We start from the raw sequence: 18,141 nt of genomic DNA on the forward strand, positions 1-18,141 counted from the left end.
TGACGGAACCAATTATGGTTGATGAAAGTTTGGGCAGGGATGGGACCCCATTAGGAGAAATCGATATGAAACGCCAACCACGGATTCTGGCGGGCACGGCAATCGGCCTGCTTATGGCATCCGCGCCGTTGGGCGCGTACCCGCTTCAGGGGGGTGTCGCTTCCGGCGGCCTGCACGGAGCGCCGCTCGTGCTGGCTCAGGCCGCCTGCGCCGAAGGCCAGTCGGCCGAAGAATGCGCGCGAGGCGGAGCCGAACAGCCGCGTAGAAAGAAGCGCGAGCAGCAGCAGCAAAGCGAATCGGCGCCGGCCGAACAGGCCGCGCCCGCCGAATCCGAGCAACAGCCGCGCAAGAAGCGGCACGAGCAGCAGCAGACGGAGGGCGCCCAGTCCGGGGAAGCTGCACCGGCCGAGCAGCAGTTCAAGCCACGCAAGAAGCGCGACCAACAGCAGCAGATCGAGGCGGCACCCGCCGACCAGGGCGGCCAGCCTGCGGCCGACGAGCAGCAATTCAAGCCGCGCAAGAAGCGTGACCAGCAGCAGCAGATCGAGGCTGCACCCGCCGACCAGGGCGGCCAGCCCGCGGCCGAGGAGCAGCAGCCGCGCAAGAAGAAGCGCAACCAGCAGCAGATCGAAGCGGCGCCAGCCGACCAGCAGCCCGCGGAACAGGTCGCGCCTGCCGCCGGCGACCAGCAGCAAGGCAACCAGGGCCGCAAGAAGCGCAAGCACGATCAGCAGCAGACTGAGGGTGCGCCCGCCGGCCAAGCCGGCGAGCAGGTTGCCCCGACCGAACAGACTGCTCCCGCCAACGACAACCAGCAAGGCGGCAATCAGCTCAGGAAGAAGCTTAAGCAGAACCAGCAGGGTGAGACCGCCCCGACCGAGCAGACGCAGACCAACGAGCCGGCCAAGAAGCGGGCGCCGGCCGGTGAGCCCGTGCCGCAGGCCAAGCCGCTGCAGAATGGCGAGCAGCCAGCCCAGGGCGAACAGGCCCAGGACAACAAGAAGCGTGGCAAGAAGCCGAACGCGGAACAGCCCGCGACAGGTGAACAACCCGCGACCGGCGAACAGCCACAGACCGGAGAGCAGACAAAGACCGGCCGCAAGCCCCTCACCGGCGAGCAGCAACCCGCAACCGGCGAGCAGCCGGCCAATGGCAATCAGCCGGCGAACAACAACCAGCCTGCCAATGGCAACGCCGCGCAGGGCGAAACCGCCAATCCGAACGAGGCGCCCGTCCTGGACAGCCAGAAAGATGCCATACGCAAGCACCGGGGCCGCAACGACAACGGCCAGAACGGCGGGGCCCAGACCGGTGGCGCTCAAATCGAAAATGGCCAGGCCGGCAACGGCCAGAACGCCAATCAGGCCGGACAGCAGCAAGGTGGCGAGCAGGCGCAGAGGCCGGCTCCGGTCGATCAGGGGCCGCCGCCCACCGACGACAAGTCGGCGCAGCAGGCGATCAAGCCCGAAAAGATCGTCCCAGTGGACCAGGAGAAAGGCAAGCGGATCGAGCTTACGCCCGAGCAGGTTGTCCGAGAGCGCCGCCGGCCGCAGGGTGCCGACGTGGTGAAGCAGTTCGGCGACCGGGTGATCCTTCAGTTCAACAACCAAACATTCGTGGAAAGCAACGAAGCTCCTCGCATCACCCGCGGCGCCAGGGATGTTTACTACGAGGATCTTTCGGGCGGCCGCACCCGCGAAATCGTGGAGCGCGACAACGGCGTCAGGATCATCACCATCCGCAACCGTAATGGCGACGTCATCCGGCGATCGCGCGTTACATCGGATGGCCGCGAATACGTGCTGAGCTATGTCGACGAGCGCTACTATAACGATGTCGACGAGTGGCGCGATCCCGGCGACGACCTGCCACCGATGCGGCTCGACATCCCGCGCCGGGACTACATCCTGGATTCGGAGGAAGTCGAGGATCCGGACGAATATTATACCTTCCTCGAGCAGCCACCTGTGGAAAGGGTGCAGCGTCTCTACTCGATTGACGAGGTCAAGCGCTCGGCCCGCGTGCGCGACATCGCCCGGCGTATCGACCTCGACACGCTGAACTTCGATTTCGGCTCGGCGACGCTCTCCGACACCGAAGTGCAAAAGCTCGAAGGCGTCGCCACCGCCATGGAAAAGCTTCTGAAGAAGAACCCGGCCGAGACCTTCCTGATCGAAGGCCACACCGACGCCGTCGGCACGCCGGACGCGAACCTCGCTCTGTCGGACCGCCGCGCCGAGGCGGTGGCCGAGGCGCTCACCAACGCCTTTGGCATCCCGGCCGAGAACCTCACCACGCAGGGCTATGGCGAGGAGTATCTCAAGGTGAACACGCCCGGTCCGAACCGCGAGAACCGGCGTGTCGCCATCCGCCGCATCACCTCGCTGGTGGCGCCGGTGGCGAGCAACAGCGAGCAACAATGAGCGTTTGATTTCAAGATCCTGCCCGGATCTGCAGAATCAGCGCGCAAGACGGGCCCGTCCGCTTCGGACGGGCCTTTTTTCCTTACCGGCTCAAAAAGAATTGTCCTGCCTGGCCCGGCCTGCTCATTGAATCGCCGCATTGCGGCACCCAGATTCCAGATAGGGCGTTCCCTGCCCTGTCCCGACTCCAGCGGGACACGTTGAGCCCCGCCGGGCCCCCTCCCCGGCGGGGTTTTTTGCCTTGAAAACCTGTGTCACCTGGCCGAAATACGTCCAGAGCAATTCCAGGAACAGTGTGAGCGGTTAGGCTCGGCGCCTTCGCCGTAGCCTTCCGTCCGGACTTGCGTCAAAACAAAAGATAGAGCGGTTCGCCGTTTCCGTGAACGGTGAAACGCTCTATCGCAATTGACCGGAGCCTTCATGAAGCGTCTCGAACTCGCCATCGAATCCGTTATCCTGGCCTCGCGCTGGCTGCTGGTCGCCTTCTATCTCGGGCTCGGCGTGGCGCTGGCGATCTACGCGCTGTCCTTCGGCAAGAAGCTCTATGAGTTCGTCATGAGCGCCTTCACGCTCGGCGACACCGACACGATCCTGAAGATGCTCGGTCTGATCGACGCGGCGCTTGTCGCCTCGCTGGTGGTGATGGTGATCATCTCGGGCTACGAGAATTTCGTCAGCCGCTTCGACGAGCAGGACGGCGAGGTCCATTGGCTGGGCACAATCGATGTCGGCTCGCTGAAGGTCAAGGTCGCCTCGACCATCGTTGCCATCTCCTCCATCCACCTTTTGCAGGTGTTCCTGAATTCGGTGTCCTACACGACCGACCAGCTGATGTGGCTGACCATCATCCACCTCGCCTTCGTCGTCTCGGCGCTGATGCTGGCCTATATCGACCGCGTCATGGCGCTCGCCAAGGGCAAGAAGGCCGAGATGGATTGAGGCGGACCCGGTCCGTCAGTAGATCCTTTTTACCTCCGTCTGCGAGTTCGCGAACACCTCGTCGGGAACGAAGAAGTCGCCCGCCAGCTGATCGGCCGCGCCCGGCGCATAGATCGAGAAGTCCGTCACGCCTTCGGCGCGCAGCACCTCTTCGTCGATGTAGAAATTGCCAGTCGCCTCGCGCGACGGGCGCATGAAGATCGCATGCGCGGCGTCGGCCATGATGTCGGGTGAGCGGCTCATCGCGGCCACTGTTGCACCGCCCAGAAGATTGCGCACGGCCGCGGTATCGATGGTGGAGATCGGCCATAGCGAATTGACCGCGATACCGTCCTTGGCGAATTCGGCGCTCATGCCCAGCGTGCACATCGACATGCCGAACTTGGCCATTGTGTAGGCGACATGGTTCTTGAACCACTTGGCCTTCATGTCGAGCGGGGGCGCCAGATTCAGGATGTGAGGATTGTTTGCCAACTTAAGGTGGGGAATGCACATTTTGGAGACGAGGAAGGTGCCGCGCGTGTTGATCTGGTGCATCAGATCGTAGCGCTTCATGTCCGTCTCCAGCGTGCCGGTGAGCTGGATGGCGCTGGCATTGTTGACGCAGATGTCGATGCCGCCGAACCGCTCGACGGTTCTTGCCACCGCATCGGCGACCTGGACCTCGTCGCGAATGTCGCAAAGCACCGGCAGCGCCTTGCCGCCGGCCTGCTCGATCTCTTCCGCCGCGCTGTAGATGGTGCCCGGCAACTTCGGATGCGGCTCGGCGGTCTTGGCCGCGATCGTCACATTGGCGCCGTCGCGCGCCGCGCGCAACGCGATCGCCAACCCGATGCCGCGCGATCCGCCCGAGATGAACAGCGTCTTTCCGTGGAGCGACATTTTTTGCATCCCTCTTCAATTGGGAAGGCAACTTGCGCGGGCGACACACTTGGCGCAAGAGCCGAAGGGGACGGGCCGAGATTACGCAACGTCGTGCGGACAGGGTCAGACCAATACCAGCCCCTGCCGCATCGCGATCGCAATCGCGTCGGTGCGGTTGGCGGCGCCGAGCTTGATCAGGATGGCGGCCACATGGAACTTCGCCGTGTGCACGGAAATGTTGAGCCGCCGGGCGATGACCTTGTTCGGCGCGCCTTCGGCCAGCAGAGCCAGCACCTCAGCCTCGCGGGGCGACAAAGCCGGGCGAGGCTGGTTGTCGTCAGGCGTCTCTTCCTCGGCAGGCTCGTCATCGTGGAAATCGCCATGCGCCTCCGACGGCGCCGCCCTGCCGACGCGGTAGCCTGAGGCCGCCAACCGCGCTGCGGCGGCGATCAGCAGGCCATCTGCGGAGGCAGGCAGCACGGCCAGCACATTGTCTGCCACCTGCTCGCTGCCCGCACGCCGCGAAAGCAGGACGATTGGGGTGGCCGAACTGACGACCCAGCCTTCCAGGCCGGCCTCATCGGCGATGGCGACATCCGCCATTTGGCCGACGCCGCTTCCAGCCAAGGCCGGCGCCAGATCGTCGCTCGCGGCCAGCGCATCGGCAAGTTGCTCGGCGCGCTGGGCATCGGCGAGCGCGACCAGCACCGTCAGCCGGTGAATTGCCGGCTCCGGTCTCGCGACTGCTTGTGCTGCGCTGTTTGCCATAGACCCTCTCAGCTCAGCGGCTTCTCGCCGATGGTGATCGAGACATCGCGCTCAGCGCCGCCGCTTGAAACACCGAGCGTAACGGTGGTGCCGGCGCTGTCCGGCCCGAGCTTGCGGATAAGCTCGCGCGGACCATGCACCGCCTCGCCGTTCCAGGCGACGATGATGTCGCCGACATGCAGGCCGGCGGCCTTGGCCGGGCCGTTATCGTCGAGGCTCATCACCATGGCGCCTTTCGTGTCGCCATTGCGGATCGGATGCAATCCGGCGCCGAGATAGCCGCGCGCGACATGACCCTTCTCGCGCAACGTCGCGACCGCGCGCTCGATCGTCTCGTAGGGCATCACCAGCGCCCGCCGGCGCGGCCCGAACAAGAGCATGCCGATCACGCCGCCCTTGGCGTCGAGCACCGGCCCGCCCTCGAAGCGCCCGCCGGTGTTGATGGCAAGGTTGATACGCCGGTCGATCGTGCCGCCGCGCATCGAGCGCCACGCCGGCCCGACCTCGCCGACTGTGCCGAGCACCGCAAGCGCGGCGCCGTCGCTGTTGCCGACCGCAATCGCGATATGGCCGGGCCGCACGGCGCCGGCCTGAGCCAGTTGCGGCAACCCGGCAGCGCCGGAAGCAGGCTTCAACAGGGCAACGCCCGTCGAAGGATCGCGTCCGACGAGCTCGGCCTTGACGGTTTCGCCGGAAGCCAGCGTCAATTCGATCTCCTCGCCGGCTTCGACCGCTTCCTCGGCGGTGACAAAATAGCCGTCGCGCCAATGGAAGGCGCTCGCGGTGCGGTGATGGTGCGTGACGAAACTCGCCAGCGCGGGGGCGGCGGTGGCCGCGACATCGGCGATCGCGTCGGAAAAGGCACTGAGGTTGAAGTCGCTCATAAGACTGTCTCCTGGGTTCGGTGACCCAGATATCGCTCGGTAACACCGCCGCGGGTACTCGCCTGACGGCTAGTCGCCGGCCGGACTGGCCATCTGGTCAGGTCGCGGCAATTGCGGCTGCTCCGCACATATAGTCATCATTCTACGAGGGAACACGCCGATGGCTTTCGCAGCCGAAATACTTCCATCCGACGACAGTCTGCTCGATGCTTATTCGGCATCCGTTGCCGACGCCGTCGACCGGATCGGCCCAGCCGTCTGCCGCATCGAACGCATCGGCGCCGGCGGCCACGGCTCCGGCTTCGTCATCGCGCAGGACGGGCTGGTCGTCACCAATTTCCATGTCGTCGGCGACGCGCGCGCCGTGCGCGTCACCATGCCGGACGGTGCCTCGCGCGAAGGCCATGTGCTTGGCCGCGACCCCGACACCGACATAGCGCTCGTGCGCGCCGACGGCAGTTTCGCCGACGTCGCGCCGCTCGGCGATTCCAAGCGCCTGCGCCGCGGCCAGATCGCGATCGCGATCGGCAATCCGCTCGGTTTCGAATGGACCGTCACCGCCGGCGTCGTCTCGGCGCTCGGCCGCTCGATGCGCGCCTCGACCGGCCGGCTGATCGACGACGTCATCCAGACCGATGCCGCGCTCAATCCCGGCAATTCGGGCGGACCGCTGGTATCGTCGGCGGGCGAGGTGATCGGCGTCAACACCGCCATGATCCACGGCGCGCAGGGCATCGCCTTCGCGGTCGCCTCCAATACCGCCAATTTCGTCATCTCGGAAATCATCCGCTTCGGCCGCGTGCGTCGCGCCTTCATCGGCATTTCCGCCGACACGACCAACCTGCCGCGCCGTGCGGCACTTCTGTCGCAGGTGACCACGAACACGGCGGTGCGCCTGCGCAGCGTCGAGAAGAACGGTCCCGCCGCCAAGGCCGGCCTGAAGGAAGGCGACATCATCGCCGCTATCGACGGACGGCCGGTCACCGGCGTCGACGACCTCGTGCGCATGCTCGACGCCGAGCGCATCGGCCGCGAGACGCTCTGCACGGTCGTGCGTCGCACCGGCGTCAGCCAGGTGACGGTGACGCCGGTGGCGCGGACGAGCTGAGATTGCCGCGCCGGTCTAACTCCCGGCTGCGCCCTCCGCATATTGCGCCAGGAACTCCTCGCTTGGCGGGATCGGCTTGATGACGTCGATCAGCACGCCGTTGGGATCCCTGGTGATGAAATGGCGCTGGCCGAAGGGCTCGTCGCGCAAGCTGCGCAGGATCGGCAGGCCAGCGGCGACAATCCGCGCATAGACCGCGTCGGGATCGCGGACCTCGAAATTGATCAGCAGGCCCGACGTTCGCCCCCGCCCCTCTTGCGGGATCGTCTCATGGTCGCCCTGGACGATGCCAAGGTTGACGCGCCTGTCCTCACTGGAGCGCAGATGCACATACCAGTCGCTCGCAAACAGCGGCTCGAAGCGGAAATGCTCGACATAAAAATCCGCAGTGCCTGCGACATCATCCGTCATCAGCACCGGATAATAGCTTGTCGTCCTCATCTTTCCTTCTCCTCTCATCCAACATACAGTCTGTATGTAAATGCAAATAACATACAGGCTGCATGTATGCAACAAGAGTCCGGACGCCGCTCCAATCGCAACCGCACCGAGGCGACGCGCGCCGATCTGATCCGCGCGGCGCGAAAGCTGTTTACGGAAAAGTCCTATGCCGAGACCGGCACGCCGGAGATCGTCGCCGAGGCCGGCGTGACGCGCGGCGCGCTCTACCATCACTTCGCCGACAAGCAGGCGCTGTTCGCGGCGGTGGTCGAGCAGGAAGCAGCAGCCGTTGCGGCCGAGATCGACCAAGCCTCCCCGCCGTCGCTATCCGCGCGCGACGCGCTGATCGCAGGCTCGGACGCCTATCTCGAGGCAATGCAGGCGCCCGGCCGCACGCGGCTTCTGCTGCTCGACGGGCCGGCCGTGCTCGGGCGCGCGGCCATGGACGAGATCGACAACCGCCACGGCAACCGCTCGCTGCGCGAAGGCCTGGTCGCGGCGATGCGCGCGCAAGCAATGACCAGATTGCCGGTCGAGGCGGTGACCGTCCTGCTGGCGGCCGCCTTCGATCGAGCCGCATTAGCCATCGAGGCCGGCGCGTCCAGCGAGGATTACCGCGCGGTGCTGATCGCGCTCATGGACGGCTTGTCTCCGGCTCCTCCTCCGTCCAAACGCCCGGCTCCGTCTCGGTGAAGCAGCCGAGTTGCCGCTTGAACTCGTCGATCAGCCAGGATGCCGCCGGCTTGGGGCTGCGGTCGTTGCGGTGCATGGCGTACATCGGCGAACGGACTTCGCGGTAAGGCTCGAGATCGAGTTCGACCAGCCGTCCGCTGGCTAGGTCGTCGGCGATCAGCCAGCGCGGCAGGCCGCCCCAGCCAAGTCCCTCGCGCATCAGCGCGTGCTTGGTGCGCAGGTCCGTAAGCCGCCAAGTGCGATAGGCAAACACGCCATAGTCGCGGCCGCGCGTCCGCTCCGACTGGTCGGTGACGACAAGCTGGATGTGCTCGCGCAGATCCTCGATCCCGACCGGCTTCGGCAGTTTCGCCAGCGGATGATCGGGTGCGGCAGCCGGCACCAGCGAGATGAAGCCGACGCGCAGCAGATTGACATCGGCATCGCCTTGCAGGCCGCCGAAGCCGAGATCCGCCTGGCCGTTGACGACCTGGTCGACAATGAGGCCGAGCGAGCCGATATAAAGCCGCAGCATGACCGCCGGGAATTGCGCCTCGAAGGCTTTGAGCACGCGCACCAGCGCCGGTGAGGGCAGCGCCACGTCGACCGATATCACCACTTCCGCTTCCAGCCCTTGCCGGTAGCCGTCGGCACGCGAACGGATGCGCTGCAGCACGCCGATCATGCGCCGCGCATCTTCCAGCATCGCCTTGCCGACGTCGGTCAGTTGCGGCTCGCGCACGCCTTCGCGTTCGAACAATTTCAGTCCGAGCTGCGCTTCGAGATTGGCGATGCCGTAGCTTACCACCGACTGCGCCCGGTTGAGCTTGCGGCCCGCGGCAGAGAAGCTGCCGGTGTCGGCCACCGCCACTAGAATTTGGAGCTGATCCAATGTCGGGTTCGGCTGCATGCTTCCCATCCATTTTGTTGATGGATTGTATGCATATTATACCCATTATCCTGATGGGACAGCAATCCCATATTTGGGCGGAAAGTTCAATCCAACCCCAAGGGGACACCGCCATGTCTATTCTTCTCGTCACCTCCAGCCCGCGCGGCGACGCTTCGCACTCGACCCGCGTCGCCACCGATCTTGCCCGGAAGCTTGCTGCCGCCGATCCGGCCAACACGCTTGTCGTGCGCGATCTGGTCGCCAATCCGCTGCCGCATATCGATCCCGACTACGCCACCGGCATCTACACGCCGGCCGAAGCACGCACGCCGCGCCAGGCCGAGGTCGTCGGCGTCTCCGACGCCGTGCTCGACGAGCTTTTCGCTGCCGACACCGTGATCCTCGCGACAGGCTTCATCAACTTCAACATCTCCTCGACGTTGAAGTCCTGGGTCGACCACGTCGCCCGCTCCGGCAAGACCTTTGCCTATGTCGAAGGCAGCCCGAAGGGCCTCGTCAACGGCAAGAAGGTCTATATCGTGCTCGCTTCCGGCGGCATCTACTCCGAAGGCGCCGCAGTGCAGATGGACCATGCGGTTCCCTATCTGCGCAGCGTGCTCGGCTTCCTCGGCATGACTGATGTCGAAATCATCCGCGTCGAGGGTGTCGGTATGGGCGCCGACGCAGTCACCGCCGCGCTCGCCAAGGCCACCGCCAAGGTCGACGCGATCGCCGCCGCCACGGCTGACCAGGTCGCCGCCGCGGCCTGACCGCCGATGCCGGAAATGAAAAGAGGCAGGCGCCCGCCAGCGCCCGCCTCTTTTTTGCATTTTCGCCCCCTACGGCGGCGGCAGCACCACGGCTGGATGGCGGTCCTCGCGCAGGACCAGCCTCACGGCGCCGAGCGCGATCCGATATCCTGCTCTGCCGACAGCGATCCGCCCGCCGCCAGCGCAAACAACTGGAACGACTTTTTCTTCCCCCTGGTCCTGACCACCTCCGACAATTTGAAGACACTGCCGCAGGGGTTGACCGTGTTCGTCGGCGAATTCACCACCGACTGGGGGTGCTGTTCACCGGGCTGACACTGGCGGCACCGCCGATTAGCTTGCTCGACATCGTGCTGTCGAAGCAGTTCATTTCCGGCATCAAAGCAAGGCGCGGTTAAATAGGCGCAGTCCAACAACGAAGTCAGGGCACCAAAAGTGGCGAACCAGAACAAGATCATCATCACCTGCGCGGTCACAGGCTCGATCCATACGCCGTCAATGTCGCCGCATCTGCCGGTGACGGCGCAAGAGATCGCGACCGCGGCCATCGAGGCGGCCGAGGCAGGCGCGGCGATCGTCCACCTCCACGCCCGTAACCCGGTCGACGGCCGCCCAGACCAGTCGACCGAGGCCTTCGCCCCGTTCCTGCAGGTCATCAAGCAGCGCTCCAACTGCGTGGTCAACATCACCACCGGGGGTGCGGCGACGATGAGCGTGGAGGAGCGCGTCAGGCCGGCCAAGATGTTCGCACCCGAAGTCGCGTCGCTCAACATGGGCTCGATGAATTTCGCGCTGTTCCCGATGCTGGAGCGCTTCAAGACCTTCGAGCATGACTGGGAGCGGCCCTATCTGGAATCCTCGCGCGACCGCATCTTCCGCAACACCTTTGGCGACATCGAGCACATCTTGCGCACCTGCGCCGACAACGGCACGCGCTTCGAGATCGAATGCTACGACATCGGCCATCTCTACACGCTGGCGCATTTCGTCGAGCGCGGCCTGGTCAAGGCGCCGTTCTTCGTCCAGAGCGTGTTCGGCATCCTGGGCGGCATCGGCACCCACCCGGAAGACGTCGCCCATATGAAGCGCACCGCCGACCGCCTGTTCGGCAACGACTATCACTGGTCGGTGCTGGGCGCCGGCCGCCACCAACTGCCGATCGCCACGCAGGCGATTGCGCTCGGCGGCAATGTACGTGTCGGTCTGGAAGACTCGCTATGGATCGGCAAGGGCAAGCTCGCCCGCTCCAGCGCCGAGCAGGTCACCAAGGTGCGCCAGATCATCGAAGGCCTCGGCGCCTCGATCGCCACACCCGACGAAGCGCGGCAGATCCTCCAGCTCAAGGGCGGCGACAAGGTCGCGTTCTGAGCGCTAATCCAAATTCCATAGTTTCGCCGCCTAGCTTTGTTTGGAAATACTGCCGCTCACAGGTACCAACCGGTTTCTTTGCACTTCCCGGAAGAAAGTGGAAATAACTTGGTGGCACCATTGGTTATTCCATAGGGCTGCGTTATCGCTCGCCAATGTTCCTTTCAATCGCCACCACCCATCATCCGGCTACCGATCTCGGCTTCCTGCTGCACAAGCACCCCGAGCGTCTGCATGAGACCGACCTCTCTTTCGGCAAGGCATGGCTGTTTTATTCCGAGGCCAGCGAGGCGCGCTGCGAGGCCGCACTTCTGCTCGACGTCGACCCCGTTGGATTGGTGAGGGGCAAGGGTCGGGCGGGCGGATTGCTGGATCAATATGTGAACGACAGGCCTTACGCGGCGTCTTCCTTTCTGTCCGTGGCGCTCAACAAGATGTTCCGGACGGCAATGAGCGGCATCTCCAAGGAACGCCCGCAACTCGCCGAAAGCGACCTGCCGCTGGAAGCTGTCGTAGCGCCCTTGCCGATGCGCGGCGGCGAGGCGATAGTGCGGCAGCTGTTCGAACCGCTGGGCTGGACCGTCGAGCTGACCCCAATCGAAGCCATCGGTGCCAGTTCGGGAGGGCTCCGTTACGGCAACCTGAAATTGTCCGGCCTCGGCCGGCTGAGCAATCTGCTCAACCACCTCTACGTCCTAATCCCAGTGATGGACGACGCCAAACATTACTGGGTTGGCGACGACGAGGTCGACAAGCTGCTGTCCAAGGGCGCGGGATGGCTGGAGCACCACCCCGCCAAGGAGCTGATTGCGCGCCGCTATTTGCGCAACCGATCGGTTTTGGCCCGCGCGGCCCTGGCGCGACTGGTGCCTGAAACCGCGGCTCCGGAGACGCCAGTCGAAACCTGCAGCTCGCCCGAGGAAACGCTCGAGGCGCCCGTCCGGCTGCACGACCGGCGCCTGGATGCGGTCGTCGAAGCCATCCGCGCGAGTGGCGGGAAAGTTGTCGCGGATCTGGGCTGCGGTGAAGGTAAGCTGCTCGACCGACTGATGCGCGAGCGATGGGTCCAAAAACTGTTCGGCTTGGACCCCGCGGTCCGCGAGCTCGAATGGGCGGCAAGGCGGCTGAGACTGAATGAAGCGGGCGGCCCGCCGGAAGGGCGCGTCACGCTGCTGCATGGTTCGTTGACTTACCGGGACAGTCGTTGGGCCGAAGCAGACGTCGCTGTCTTGGTCGAGGTCGTCGAACATCTCGACCAAGACAGGCTGCCTTTAGTCGAGCGGATTGTCTTTGGCGAAACCGCTCCAAAGACCGTTATCGTGACCACGCCCAATGCGGATTACAACGCGCTTTTCAGCAGTCTGCCCTCGGGCACTTTCCGTCATCCGGATCATCGCTTCGAGTGGAGCCGCACCGAGTTCAAAACCTGGACAGCTAGAATAGGCGAAACATACGGCTACGCCGCTGAAATCAGTGGCATAGGGGTTGAGGATGCCAAGCTGGGCGCGCCTACACAGATGGCGGTGTTCACGCGATGAGAGAAGTCGACAACACCAATCTGGAAATTCCGGATTTCGCACTGGTCGTGCTGATCGGCTCGACCGGGTCCGGTAAGTCGACTTTCGCCGCCAGGCATTTCCTGCCGACCGAGATCATCTCGTCTGACCGATGCCGTGGACTCGTCTCCGATGACGAAACCAATCAGGATGTTTCGGCCGACGCCTTCGAGCTGATGCGCGACATCATCGGCAAACGACTAAAGCATCGCAAGCTGGCTGTGGTGGACGCTACCAATGTGAGGCCCGCGGATCGCAAGGCATGGATCGAACTGGCCCGCAAATGGCACGCCTTGCCGGTCGCCATCGTCCTCGACCCCGGTGTCGACATCTGCGTTGCGCGCAACGCGGCGCGCCCGGATCGCCCTTTCGGTGCGGGCGTCCCCCAACGCATGACCAGCGAAATCCGCAAGGGCCTTGGCGGCCTGCAGCGGGAGGGCTTTCGCCAGGTCTGGAAGCTCACCAGCGAAGCCAGCATCGAGGCCGCCAAAATCTCGCGCCAGCCGCTTTGGACTGACAAGCGTCACGATACCGGCCCCTTCGACATCATCGGCGACGTTCATGGTTGTGCCGATGAGTTGCAAGCCTTGCTTGGTCAACTCGGGTATGAGGTCGTCTGGTCGCAGGATCGCGGCGAGCGAACCGTGGCCGTCACTCCCCCAAATGGCCGCAAGCTTGTCTTTGTTGGCGATCTCGTCGACCGCGGTCCCAACACGCCCGATGTGCTGCGCATCGCCATGAGCATGGTGGCGGCCGGAACCGCTTACTGCGTTCAAGGCAATCACGAACGCAAGCTCAGCCGCTGGCTGGAGGGCCGCAAGGTCACGATCGCCCACGGCCTTCAACAGACCATCGACCAATTGGACACGCAGGATCGCGGGCTGCGCGAAGCGCTGCCGGCCTTTCTCGACGACCTGCGCAGCCATGTCTGGCTGGACGGCGGACGCCTGGCCGTTGCCCATGCCGGGCTCAAGGAAGAGATGATCGGGCGGGGCTCGGGCGCCGTGCGCGAATTCGCACTCTATGGGGAGACGACCGGCGAGATCGACGAATCCGGCCTGCCGGTGCGCGCCGACTGGGCCACGGCTTATCGGGGCAAGACTGCCGTTGTCTACGGTCACACGCCGATGCGGTCGGCTCAATGGGTGAACAACACCCTGTGCATCGATACAGGCTGTGTGTTCGGCGGCAAGTTGACGGCCCTGCGCTGGCCGGAACGCGAGCTGGTTGAGGTGCCGGCAATCCGAACATGGTCGGAGCCCATACGCCCGCTTGGCGCATCAAACATGGAAAAATCGGCACAGGCCGATGCCGATGGCGTGCTCGATATCGAAGATGTTTCCGGCCGCCGCTGGATCGAGACCGAGCTGAAAGGCCGGATCGTCGTGGCCGAGGAAAATGCGGCAGCCGCCCTGGAGGCCATGAGCCGTTTCGCCATAGCGCCCCAGTGGCTTGTGTACCTACCGCCGACGATGTCTCCGTCCGAGACAAGCGATCACGCCGGCTGGCTTGAACGCCCGGAAGAAGCTTTTGCCTATTTTCGCGAGCGCGGCGTAGCCGAGGTGGTGTGCGAGGAAAAGCACATGGGTTCGCGGGCTATTGTCGCGCTGTGCCGAACCGTGCAGGCGGCGCACAGCCGCTTTGGCATTCCGGGCGGCGAGACCGGCGCGATATGGACCCGGACAGGGCGTTCCTTCTTCGGCGACGACACCATGACGGAGGGGCTGCTCGCCCGGCTTCGCGCAAGCGTCGATGCCGCTGACCTCTGGGAGGAATTGAAAACCGACTGGCTGCTGCTCGACGCCGAAATCATGCCTTGGTCGGCCAAGGCAAGCAGCCTCATCGAAAGTCAGTACGAACCGGTGGCGGCGTCGTCCGCAGCCGGCCTGCGGCTCGGTCGCGATGCCTTGGAGAGAGCGAAGGCGCGAGGCGTCGACGTAGTGGATCTGAACGCACGGTTCGCCGATCGGGCCGTGCGCGCCGGTAAATACGCCAGCGCCTGGTCGCCCTACGTCTGGCCGGTTTCGAGTGTCAATGATCTCAGGGTGGCGCCTTTCCATCTGCTGGCCAGCGAGGGCCGCATCTGGTTCGACCATGATCACATCTGGCATATGTCGCGGGCCGATCGCCTCGCCACGGAAGGCGTCGTCGTGCACACCAGATGGCGCAGCGTCGACCTGGCCGATGCCGCCGCCTGCACGGAGGCTGTCGCCTGGTGGGAGATGCTGATCGCTTCAGGCGGCGAAGGCATGGTGGTCAAGCCGCGTGACTTCGTCAGCCGCAGCAAGAAGGGCCTAATCCAGCCAGCGCTCAAGGTGCGCGGCCGAGAATATCTGCGCATGATCTACGGCCCCGAATATGACGCCCCGGATAACCTTGTCCGGCTGCGGGAACGGCATCTGGGCGGCAAACGGAACCTGGCGCTCAGCGAGTTCGCGCTCGGTCACGAGGCGTTGAAGCGGTTTGTCGCGAGACAGCCGCTACGGCGAGTCCACGAATGTGTCTTCGCTATACTGGCTCTGGAGAGCGAGCCGATCGATCCGCGGCTCTAATTACCCGAACATCCGCTCGCCCTGCTCGTCGACGAGCTGGATGCCTTTCTTGATCGAGATGTCGACGGCGTCGTCCAGCCCGGCGAAACGGTCGGCGCGGATGAAGCGGTGCTCCTTCATCACACCATCCACTTCCTTCGAGACGACGCCGCAGGTCTGGTACTGGCCCTCGGCCTTGTAGGGCGTCGCGCTGATCAGGAATCCCTTGTGCTCGACCTGCTTGGCCGGCTTGGCGCTGCCGGTCTCCGCTGCTTCACTACCGCCGCCGCCAAAAAGCTTCTTCAGAAAAGACATTTTCAAAACTCCCATTCACGCGGGCACCAAGGATTCGCGGGCCCCTTGTTACGCAGGCTTTGTCTCAGCATGCGCGAATGCGCCGCCGTGTTCCAGCCCCTTGACGAAAACGCCGACCAGAAGCTCGATCTGATGCCAGATCTCCTCGGCCTGCCTGCTGTCCGAATTCGCCACATAGCCGCTGGTCACGATGCCATGCACGCTTGACCACAAGGTCCGCGCCGCAAGCGCGCGGCGGTCGTCGTCGAGGCCGAAATCGCCTGCCTTGAGCACGCCGGCGACTATGTCGAAGAGTGCGTCGAGCAGCGCGTCATAGGCGTCGGGGCCGGGCCGCGTCGCGCGGCGGCGGTTGAAGGCAAGCACCGCCGGCCAACTGCCGGGATGGGCCTCGACGAAGCGCACATAGGCCGCCGCCATCGCCAGGATGCGGTGCCGGACATCGGTTACCCCTTGCCTTTCGAGATCGGCCATCGCCGCGATGCCTGCCGCGCCGAGCCGGTCGAGCAGCCGCATGTTCACGGCACGGTGCACCTCGTCGAGATCGGCAAAGAGGTTATAGACGGATCCGACCGAGATGCCGGCCTTCTCGGCAATGGTGCGCGCTTTCAGGTTGTCGGCGCCGCCCTCGTTGAGCAGCGCCTCGGCAATGGCGAGCACCTTCTCACTCATCTCTTCTTTGTCCAGCGCCATGCTTCTTTCCTGTCCTTATGTCCGAAGTCGGCAAGCCCAAGCCCGGGATTTCATTCCGTTGCTTGCGTTTACCATGTCCAGCTCTTCGTGAACAGCGTTCAAAATAGCTCTTGAACAATGTTCAATTCCTGCTATGTTGAGCTTGTGAACAATGTTCACGAAAACAGGGAGAAGAAGACCATGCTTAGCCTGATCAAGACATTGCTGGACGGCGCCAGCGCACGGGCCGAGGACAATTTGAAGGATCGTTTTGCGATCGACCTTTTGGCCCAGCGCATCCGCGACGCGGAGGCGGGCCTTGCCGCCGCCAAGCAGACGCTCGCCTCGCTGATCGTGCGCCAGCGCGCCGAGCAGACCAGCCTCGACCAGCTCGACCGCCGCATCGCCGATCTGGAAACCCGCACGCTCAGCGCGCTTTCCGCCAACAACCAGGCGCTAGCCGAAGGCGGCGCCTCCGCAATCGCCGAACTCGAGAACGAGCGCGAGGTCCGTCGCGCCACGGTCAAGAGCCTGGGCGACAAGACCTTGCGGATGCGTCTGTCCGTGGAACAGGCGCATCGCCGCATCATCGATCTCAACCAAGGTATGATCTCAGCCCGGGCGATCGATGCCGAACGCAAGGCGCAGTCGCGCCTCAACCGCTCGATCGGCCGCACCGCAAGCATTAACGAAGCGGAGGAATTGCTGGCCCGCATCAAGGACAGCTCCGACCCGTTCGAGGAGGCCGGCATCCTCGACGAGATCGACGGCGAGCTGCGTCACGAGGCGATCCGCGAACGCCTCGCCGAAGCAGGCCATGGACCGGCCACCAAGGTGCGTGCTCAGGATGTTCTGGCGCGCCTCAAATCCCTGAACTGAACCCGCAATTTCCCGTGACGGATCAAATCCAAGGAATACGACGATGAACGGCAATCAGACATATATCCTGTTCAACACCATATCGGTGGGCGCTGCCTATTTCATGCTCGGCCTGTCGCTGTGGCTTGCTCCCGTCGACCTCTCGACCAAAGGTTACTGGGCGATGGGTGTGCTGCTGCTCACCGGCAGCCTGGTGAACCTGGTCAAGTACCGCACCGACGAGCGGATTGCGGCCGAGACCACTGCCAAGATCGAGAAGGCGCGCAACGAGAAGCTGATCAGCGAATATGTCGGCAAGGAATAATCCCTTGCCGATCGCTGACTGAATACAAAAGCCCGGAGCGATCCGGGCTTTTGGTTTTCCCTATGAGAATGTCTTAGCGACGAGCCAAGGCCTCGATCGCCTCTGCGGCGTCTTCCAGGATGCTGATCGCCTCGGCCTGCTTGTCTTCCGGCGCATCGGCGATGTCGCCGAGCGCGGCGCGCAGCCGGTGTCGCAACGAGCGGAACCGGTCACGCGTTTCGGAGCGGCCGCGGCGCCCCTCGTCCTTGTCGTCACCCCAGCCGAACCATTCGCGCGCCGCGGCCATCTTGCGGCCGAAACGCTCGAGATGGTCTAGCACGCTGTCGATCATCTCGCGGTTCTCGTCCAGATGCGCCTTGCCGGCCTCGGTGATCGAAAACACCTTCTTGTTGCCTTCGCTCGAGGATACCGCGTAGCCCGCCTCCTCCAGGAAGGTCAGCGTCGGATAAACCACGCCCGGGCTCGGGCTGTAGATGCCGCTGGTGCGCTCTTCCAGAGCTTTGATGATGTCGTAGCCGTGGCGCGGCGCGTCGGCCAGCAGCGACAGCGTGATCAGCTTGAGATCGCCGTCGGCCAGCATGCGCCCGGCGCGGAACATGTCGCCCGGGCCGCCGCGTCCACCGCCCCTGCCGCCATGGCCGAACGGGCCGAAACCGCCGCCCCCTCTGCCACCAAATTTGCCGGCCATATGCATGAACATGCGCTCGCCAAAGTGGTTGTGTCTGTGCATGGATTGCTCCTTGAGCTATATCTTACGA

The 18,141-nt window shown here is 64.3% G+C and carries 20 protein-coding genes; 11 read left to right on the forward strand and 9 right to left on the reverse strand.

Annotation, left to right across the window (positions count from 1 at the left end; all coding sequences use genetic code 11):
• Window positions 1-50: 50 nt before the first annotated feature.
• Window positions 51-1,610, reverse strand: a complete 1,560-nt coding sequence (locus LB538_RS24725) for a hypothetical protein (protein WP_224530389.1) — start codon at window positions 1,608-1,610, stop codon at window positions 51-53.
• Between the two features lie 6 nt (window positions 1,611-1,616).
• Between LB538_RS24725 and LB538_RS24730 the strand changes: the two genes are divergently transcribed.
• A complete protein-coding gene (locus tag LB538_RS24730) occupies window positions 1,617-2,423 on the forward strand; it encodes an OmpA family protein (protein ID WP_224530386.1) in 807 nt (268 codons plus the stop codon).
• Window positions 2,424-2,843: 420 nt separating this feature from the next.
• Window positions 2,844-3,362, forward strand: coding sequence for a TIGR00645 family protein (locus tag LB538_RS24735; protein ID WP_224530384.1), 519 nt, complete (start codon window positions 2,844-2,846; stop codon window positions 3,360-3,362).
• Between the two features lie 15 nt (window positions 3,363-3,377).
• On the opposite strand, the gene LB538_RS24740 is transcribed toward LB538_RS24735, so the two are convergent.
• The 3 genes from LB538_RS24740 to LB538_RS24750 form a co-directional block, all read right to left on the reverse strand.
• Window positions 3,378-4,244, reverse strand: coding sequence for an SDR family oxidoreductase (locus LB538_RS24740; RefSeq protein ID WP_224530381.1), 867 nt, complete (start codon window positions 4,242-4,244; stop codon window positions 3,378-3,380).
• Window positions 4,245-4,349: 105 nt separating this feature from the next.
• A complete protein-coding gene (locus LB538_RS24745) occupies window positions 4,350-4,994 on the reverse strand; it encodes a helix-turn-helix transcriptional regulator (RefSeq protein ID WP_095766639.1) in 645 nt (214 codons plus the stop codon).
• Between the two features lie 8 nt (window positions 4,995-5,002).
• A complete protein-coding gene (locus LB538_RS24750) occupies window positions 5,003-5,878 on the reverse strand; it encodes a S1C family serine protease (RefSeq protein ID WP_224530377.1) in 876 nt (291 codons plus the stop codon).
• A gap of 160 nt (window positions 5,879-6,038) precedes the next feature.
• Between LB538_RS24750 and LB538_RS24755 the strand changes: the two genes are divergently transcribed.
• Window positions 6,039-6,986, forward strand: coding sequence for a S1C family serine protease (locus LB538_RS24755; RefSeq protein ID WP_224530374.1), 948 nt, complete (start codon window positions 6,039-6,041; stop codon window positions 6,984-6,986).
• A 15-nt stretch (window positions 6,987-7,001) separates the two neighbouring features.
• Here LB538_RS24755 and LB538_RS24760 read toward each other — a convergent pair whose 3' ends face one another.
• On the reverse strand, window positions 7,002-7,427 hold the full coding sequence (locus tag LB538_RS24760) for a VOC family protein (RefSeq protein WP_224530368.1): 426 nt from the start codon (window positions 7,425-7,427) through the stop codon (window positions 7,002-7,004).
• A 66-nt stretch (window positions 7,428-7,493) separates the two neighbouring features.
• Between LB538_RS24760 and LB538_RS24765 the strand changes: the two genes are divergently transcribed.
• Complete coding sequence (locus tag LB538_RS24765) at window positions 7,494-8,120, forward strand: TetR/AcrR family transcriptional regulator (protein ID WP_224530366.1); 627 nt, start codon at window positions 7,494-7,496, stop codon at window positions 8,118-8,120.
• On the opposite strand, the gene LB538_RS24770 is transcribed toward LB538_RS24765, so the two are convergent.
• Complete coding sequence (locus LB538_RS24770) at window positions 8,062-9,009, reverse strand: LysR family transcriptional regulator (protein WP_224530359.1); 948 nt, start codon at window positions 9,007-9,009, stop codon at window positions 8,062-8,064. The two genes, LB538_RS24765 and LB538_RS24770, sit on opposite strands and share 59 nt — an antisense overlap.
• A gap of 113 nt (window positions 9,010-9,122) precedes the next feature.
• Between LB538_RS24770 and LB538_RS24775 the strand changes: the two genes are divergently transcribed.
• The 5 genes from LB538_RS24775 to LB538_RS24795 all read left to right on the forward strand — a co-directional run bounded on the left by LB538_RS24775 (window position 9,123) and on the right by LB538_RS24795 (window position 15,237).
• Window positions 9,123-9,761, forward strand: coding sequence for an FMN-dependent NADH-azoreductase (locus LB538_RS24775; RefSeq protein WP_224530357.1), 639 nt, complete (start codon window positions 9,123-9,125; stop codon window positions 9,759-9,761).
• A gap of 96 nt (window positions 9,762-9,857) precedes the next feature.
• Window positions 9,858-10,076 (forward strand): hypothetical protein, encoded by a 219-nt coding sequence (locus tag LB538_RS24780; RefSeq protein ID WP_224530355.1) that lies wholly within the window; start codon window positions 9,858-9,860, stop codon window positions 10,074-10,076.
• Between the two features lie 120 nt (window positions 10,077-10,196).
• Entirely contained in the window at window positions 10,197-11,129 is a 933-nt protein-coding gene (locus LB538_RS24785; RefSeq protein ID WP_224530354.1) for a 3-keto-5-aminohexanoate cleavage protein, read from the forward strand.
• A 155-nt stretch (window positions 11,130-11,284) separates the two neighbouring features.
• Window positions 11,285-12,667: a 3' terminal RNA ribose 2'-O-methyltransferase Hen1 gene (locus LB538_RS24790; protein WP_224530350.1), complete on the forward strand. Its 1,383-nt coding sequence runs from the start codon at window positions 11,285-11,287 to the stop codon at window positions 12,665-12,667.
• Window positions 12,664-15,237, forward strand: coding sequence for a polynucleotide kinase-phosphatase (locus LB538_RS24795; protein ID WP_224530348.1), 2,574 nt, complete (start codon window positions 12,664-12,666; stop codon window positions 15,235-15,237). Before LB538_RS24790 ends, LB538_RS24795 begins: the two co-directional genes overlap by 4 nt.
• Here LB538_RS24795 and LB538_RS24800 read toward each other — a convergent pair whose 3' ends face one another.
• On the reverse strand, window positions 15,238-15,531 hold the full coding sequence (locus LB538_RS24800) for an HlyU family transcriptional regulator (RefSeq protein ID WP_224530341.1): 294 nt from the start codon (window positions 15,529-15,531) through the stop codon (window positions 15,238-15,240).
• 48 nt (window positions 15,532-15,579) lie between these two features.
• The gene (locus tag LB538_RS24805; protein WP_224530338.1) at window positions 15,580-16,221 is read right to left on the reverse strand and encodes a TetR/AcrR family transcriptional regulator; all 642 of its coding nucleotides are present in this window, start codon (window positions 16,219-16,221) and stop codon (window positions 15,580-15,582) included.
• A gap of 180 nt (window positions 16,222-16,401) precedes the next feature.
• Between LB538_RS24805 and LB538_RS24810 the strand changes: the two genes are divergently transcribed.
• Window positions 16,402-17,079, forward strand: coding sequence for a PspA/IM30 family protein (locus LB538_RS24810; RefSeq protein WP_224530335.1), 678 nt, complete (start codon window positions 16,402-16,404; stop codon window positions 17,077-17,079).
• 43 nt (window positions 17,080-17,122) lie between these two features.
• On the forward strand, window positions 17,123-17,383 hold the full coding sequence (locus LB538_RS24815) for a YiaA/YiaB family inner membrane protein (protein ID WP_095766630.1): 261 nt from the start codon (window positions 17,123-17,125) through the stop codon (window positions 17,381-17,383).
• 73 nt (window positions 17,384-17,456) lie between these two features.
• On the opposite strand, the gene LB538_RS24820 is transcribed toward LB538_RS24815, so the two are convergent.
• The gene (locus LB538_RS24820; protein ID WP_140838492.1) at window positions 17,457-18,113 is read right to left on the reverse strand and encodes a PadR family transcriptional regulator; all 657 of its coding nucleotides are present in this window, start codon (window positions 18,111-18,113) and stop codon (window positions 17,457-17,459) included.
• Window positions 18,114-18,141 lie beyond the last annotated feature (28 nt).

It is taken from the genome of Mesorhizobium sp. Ca11, from assembly GCF_020165275.1.
In the GTDB taxonomy this organism is placed as follows: Bacteria; Pseudomonadota; Alphaproteobacteria; order Rhizobiales; family Rhizobiaceae; genus Mesorhizobium.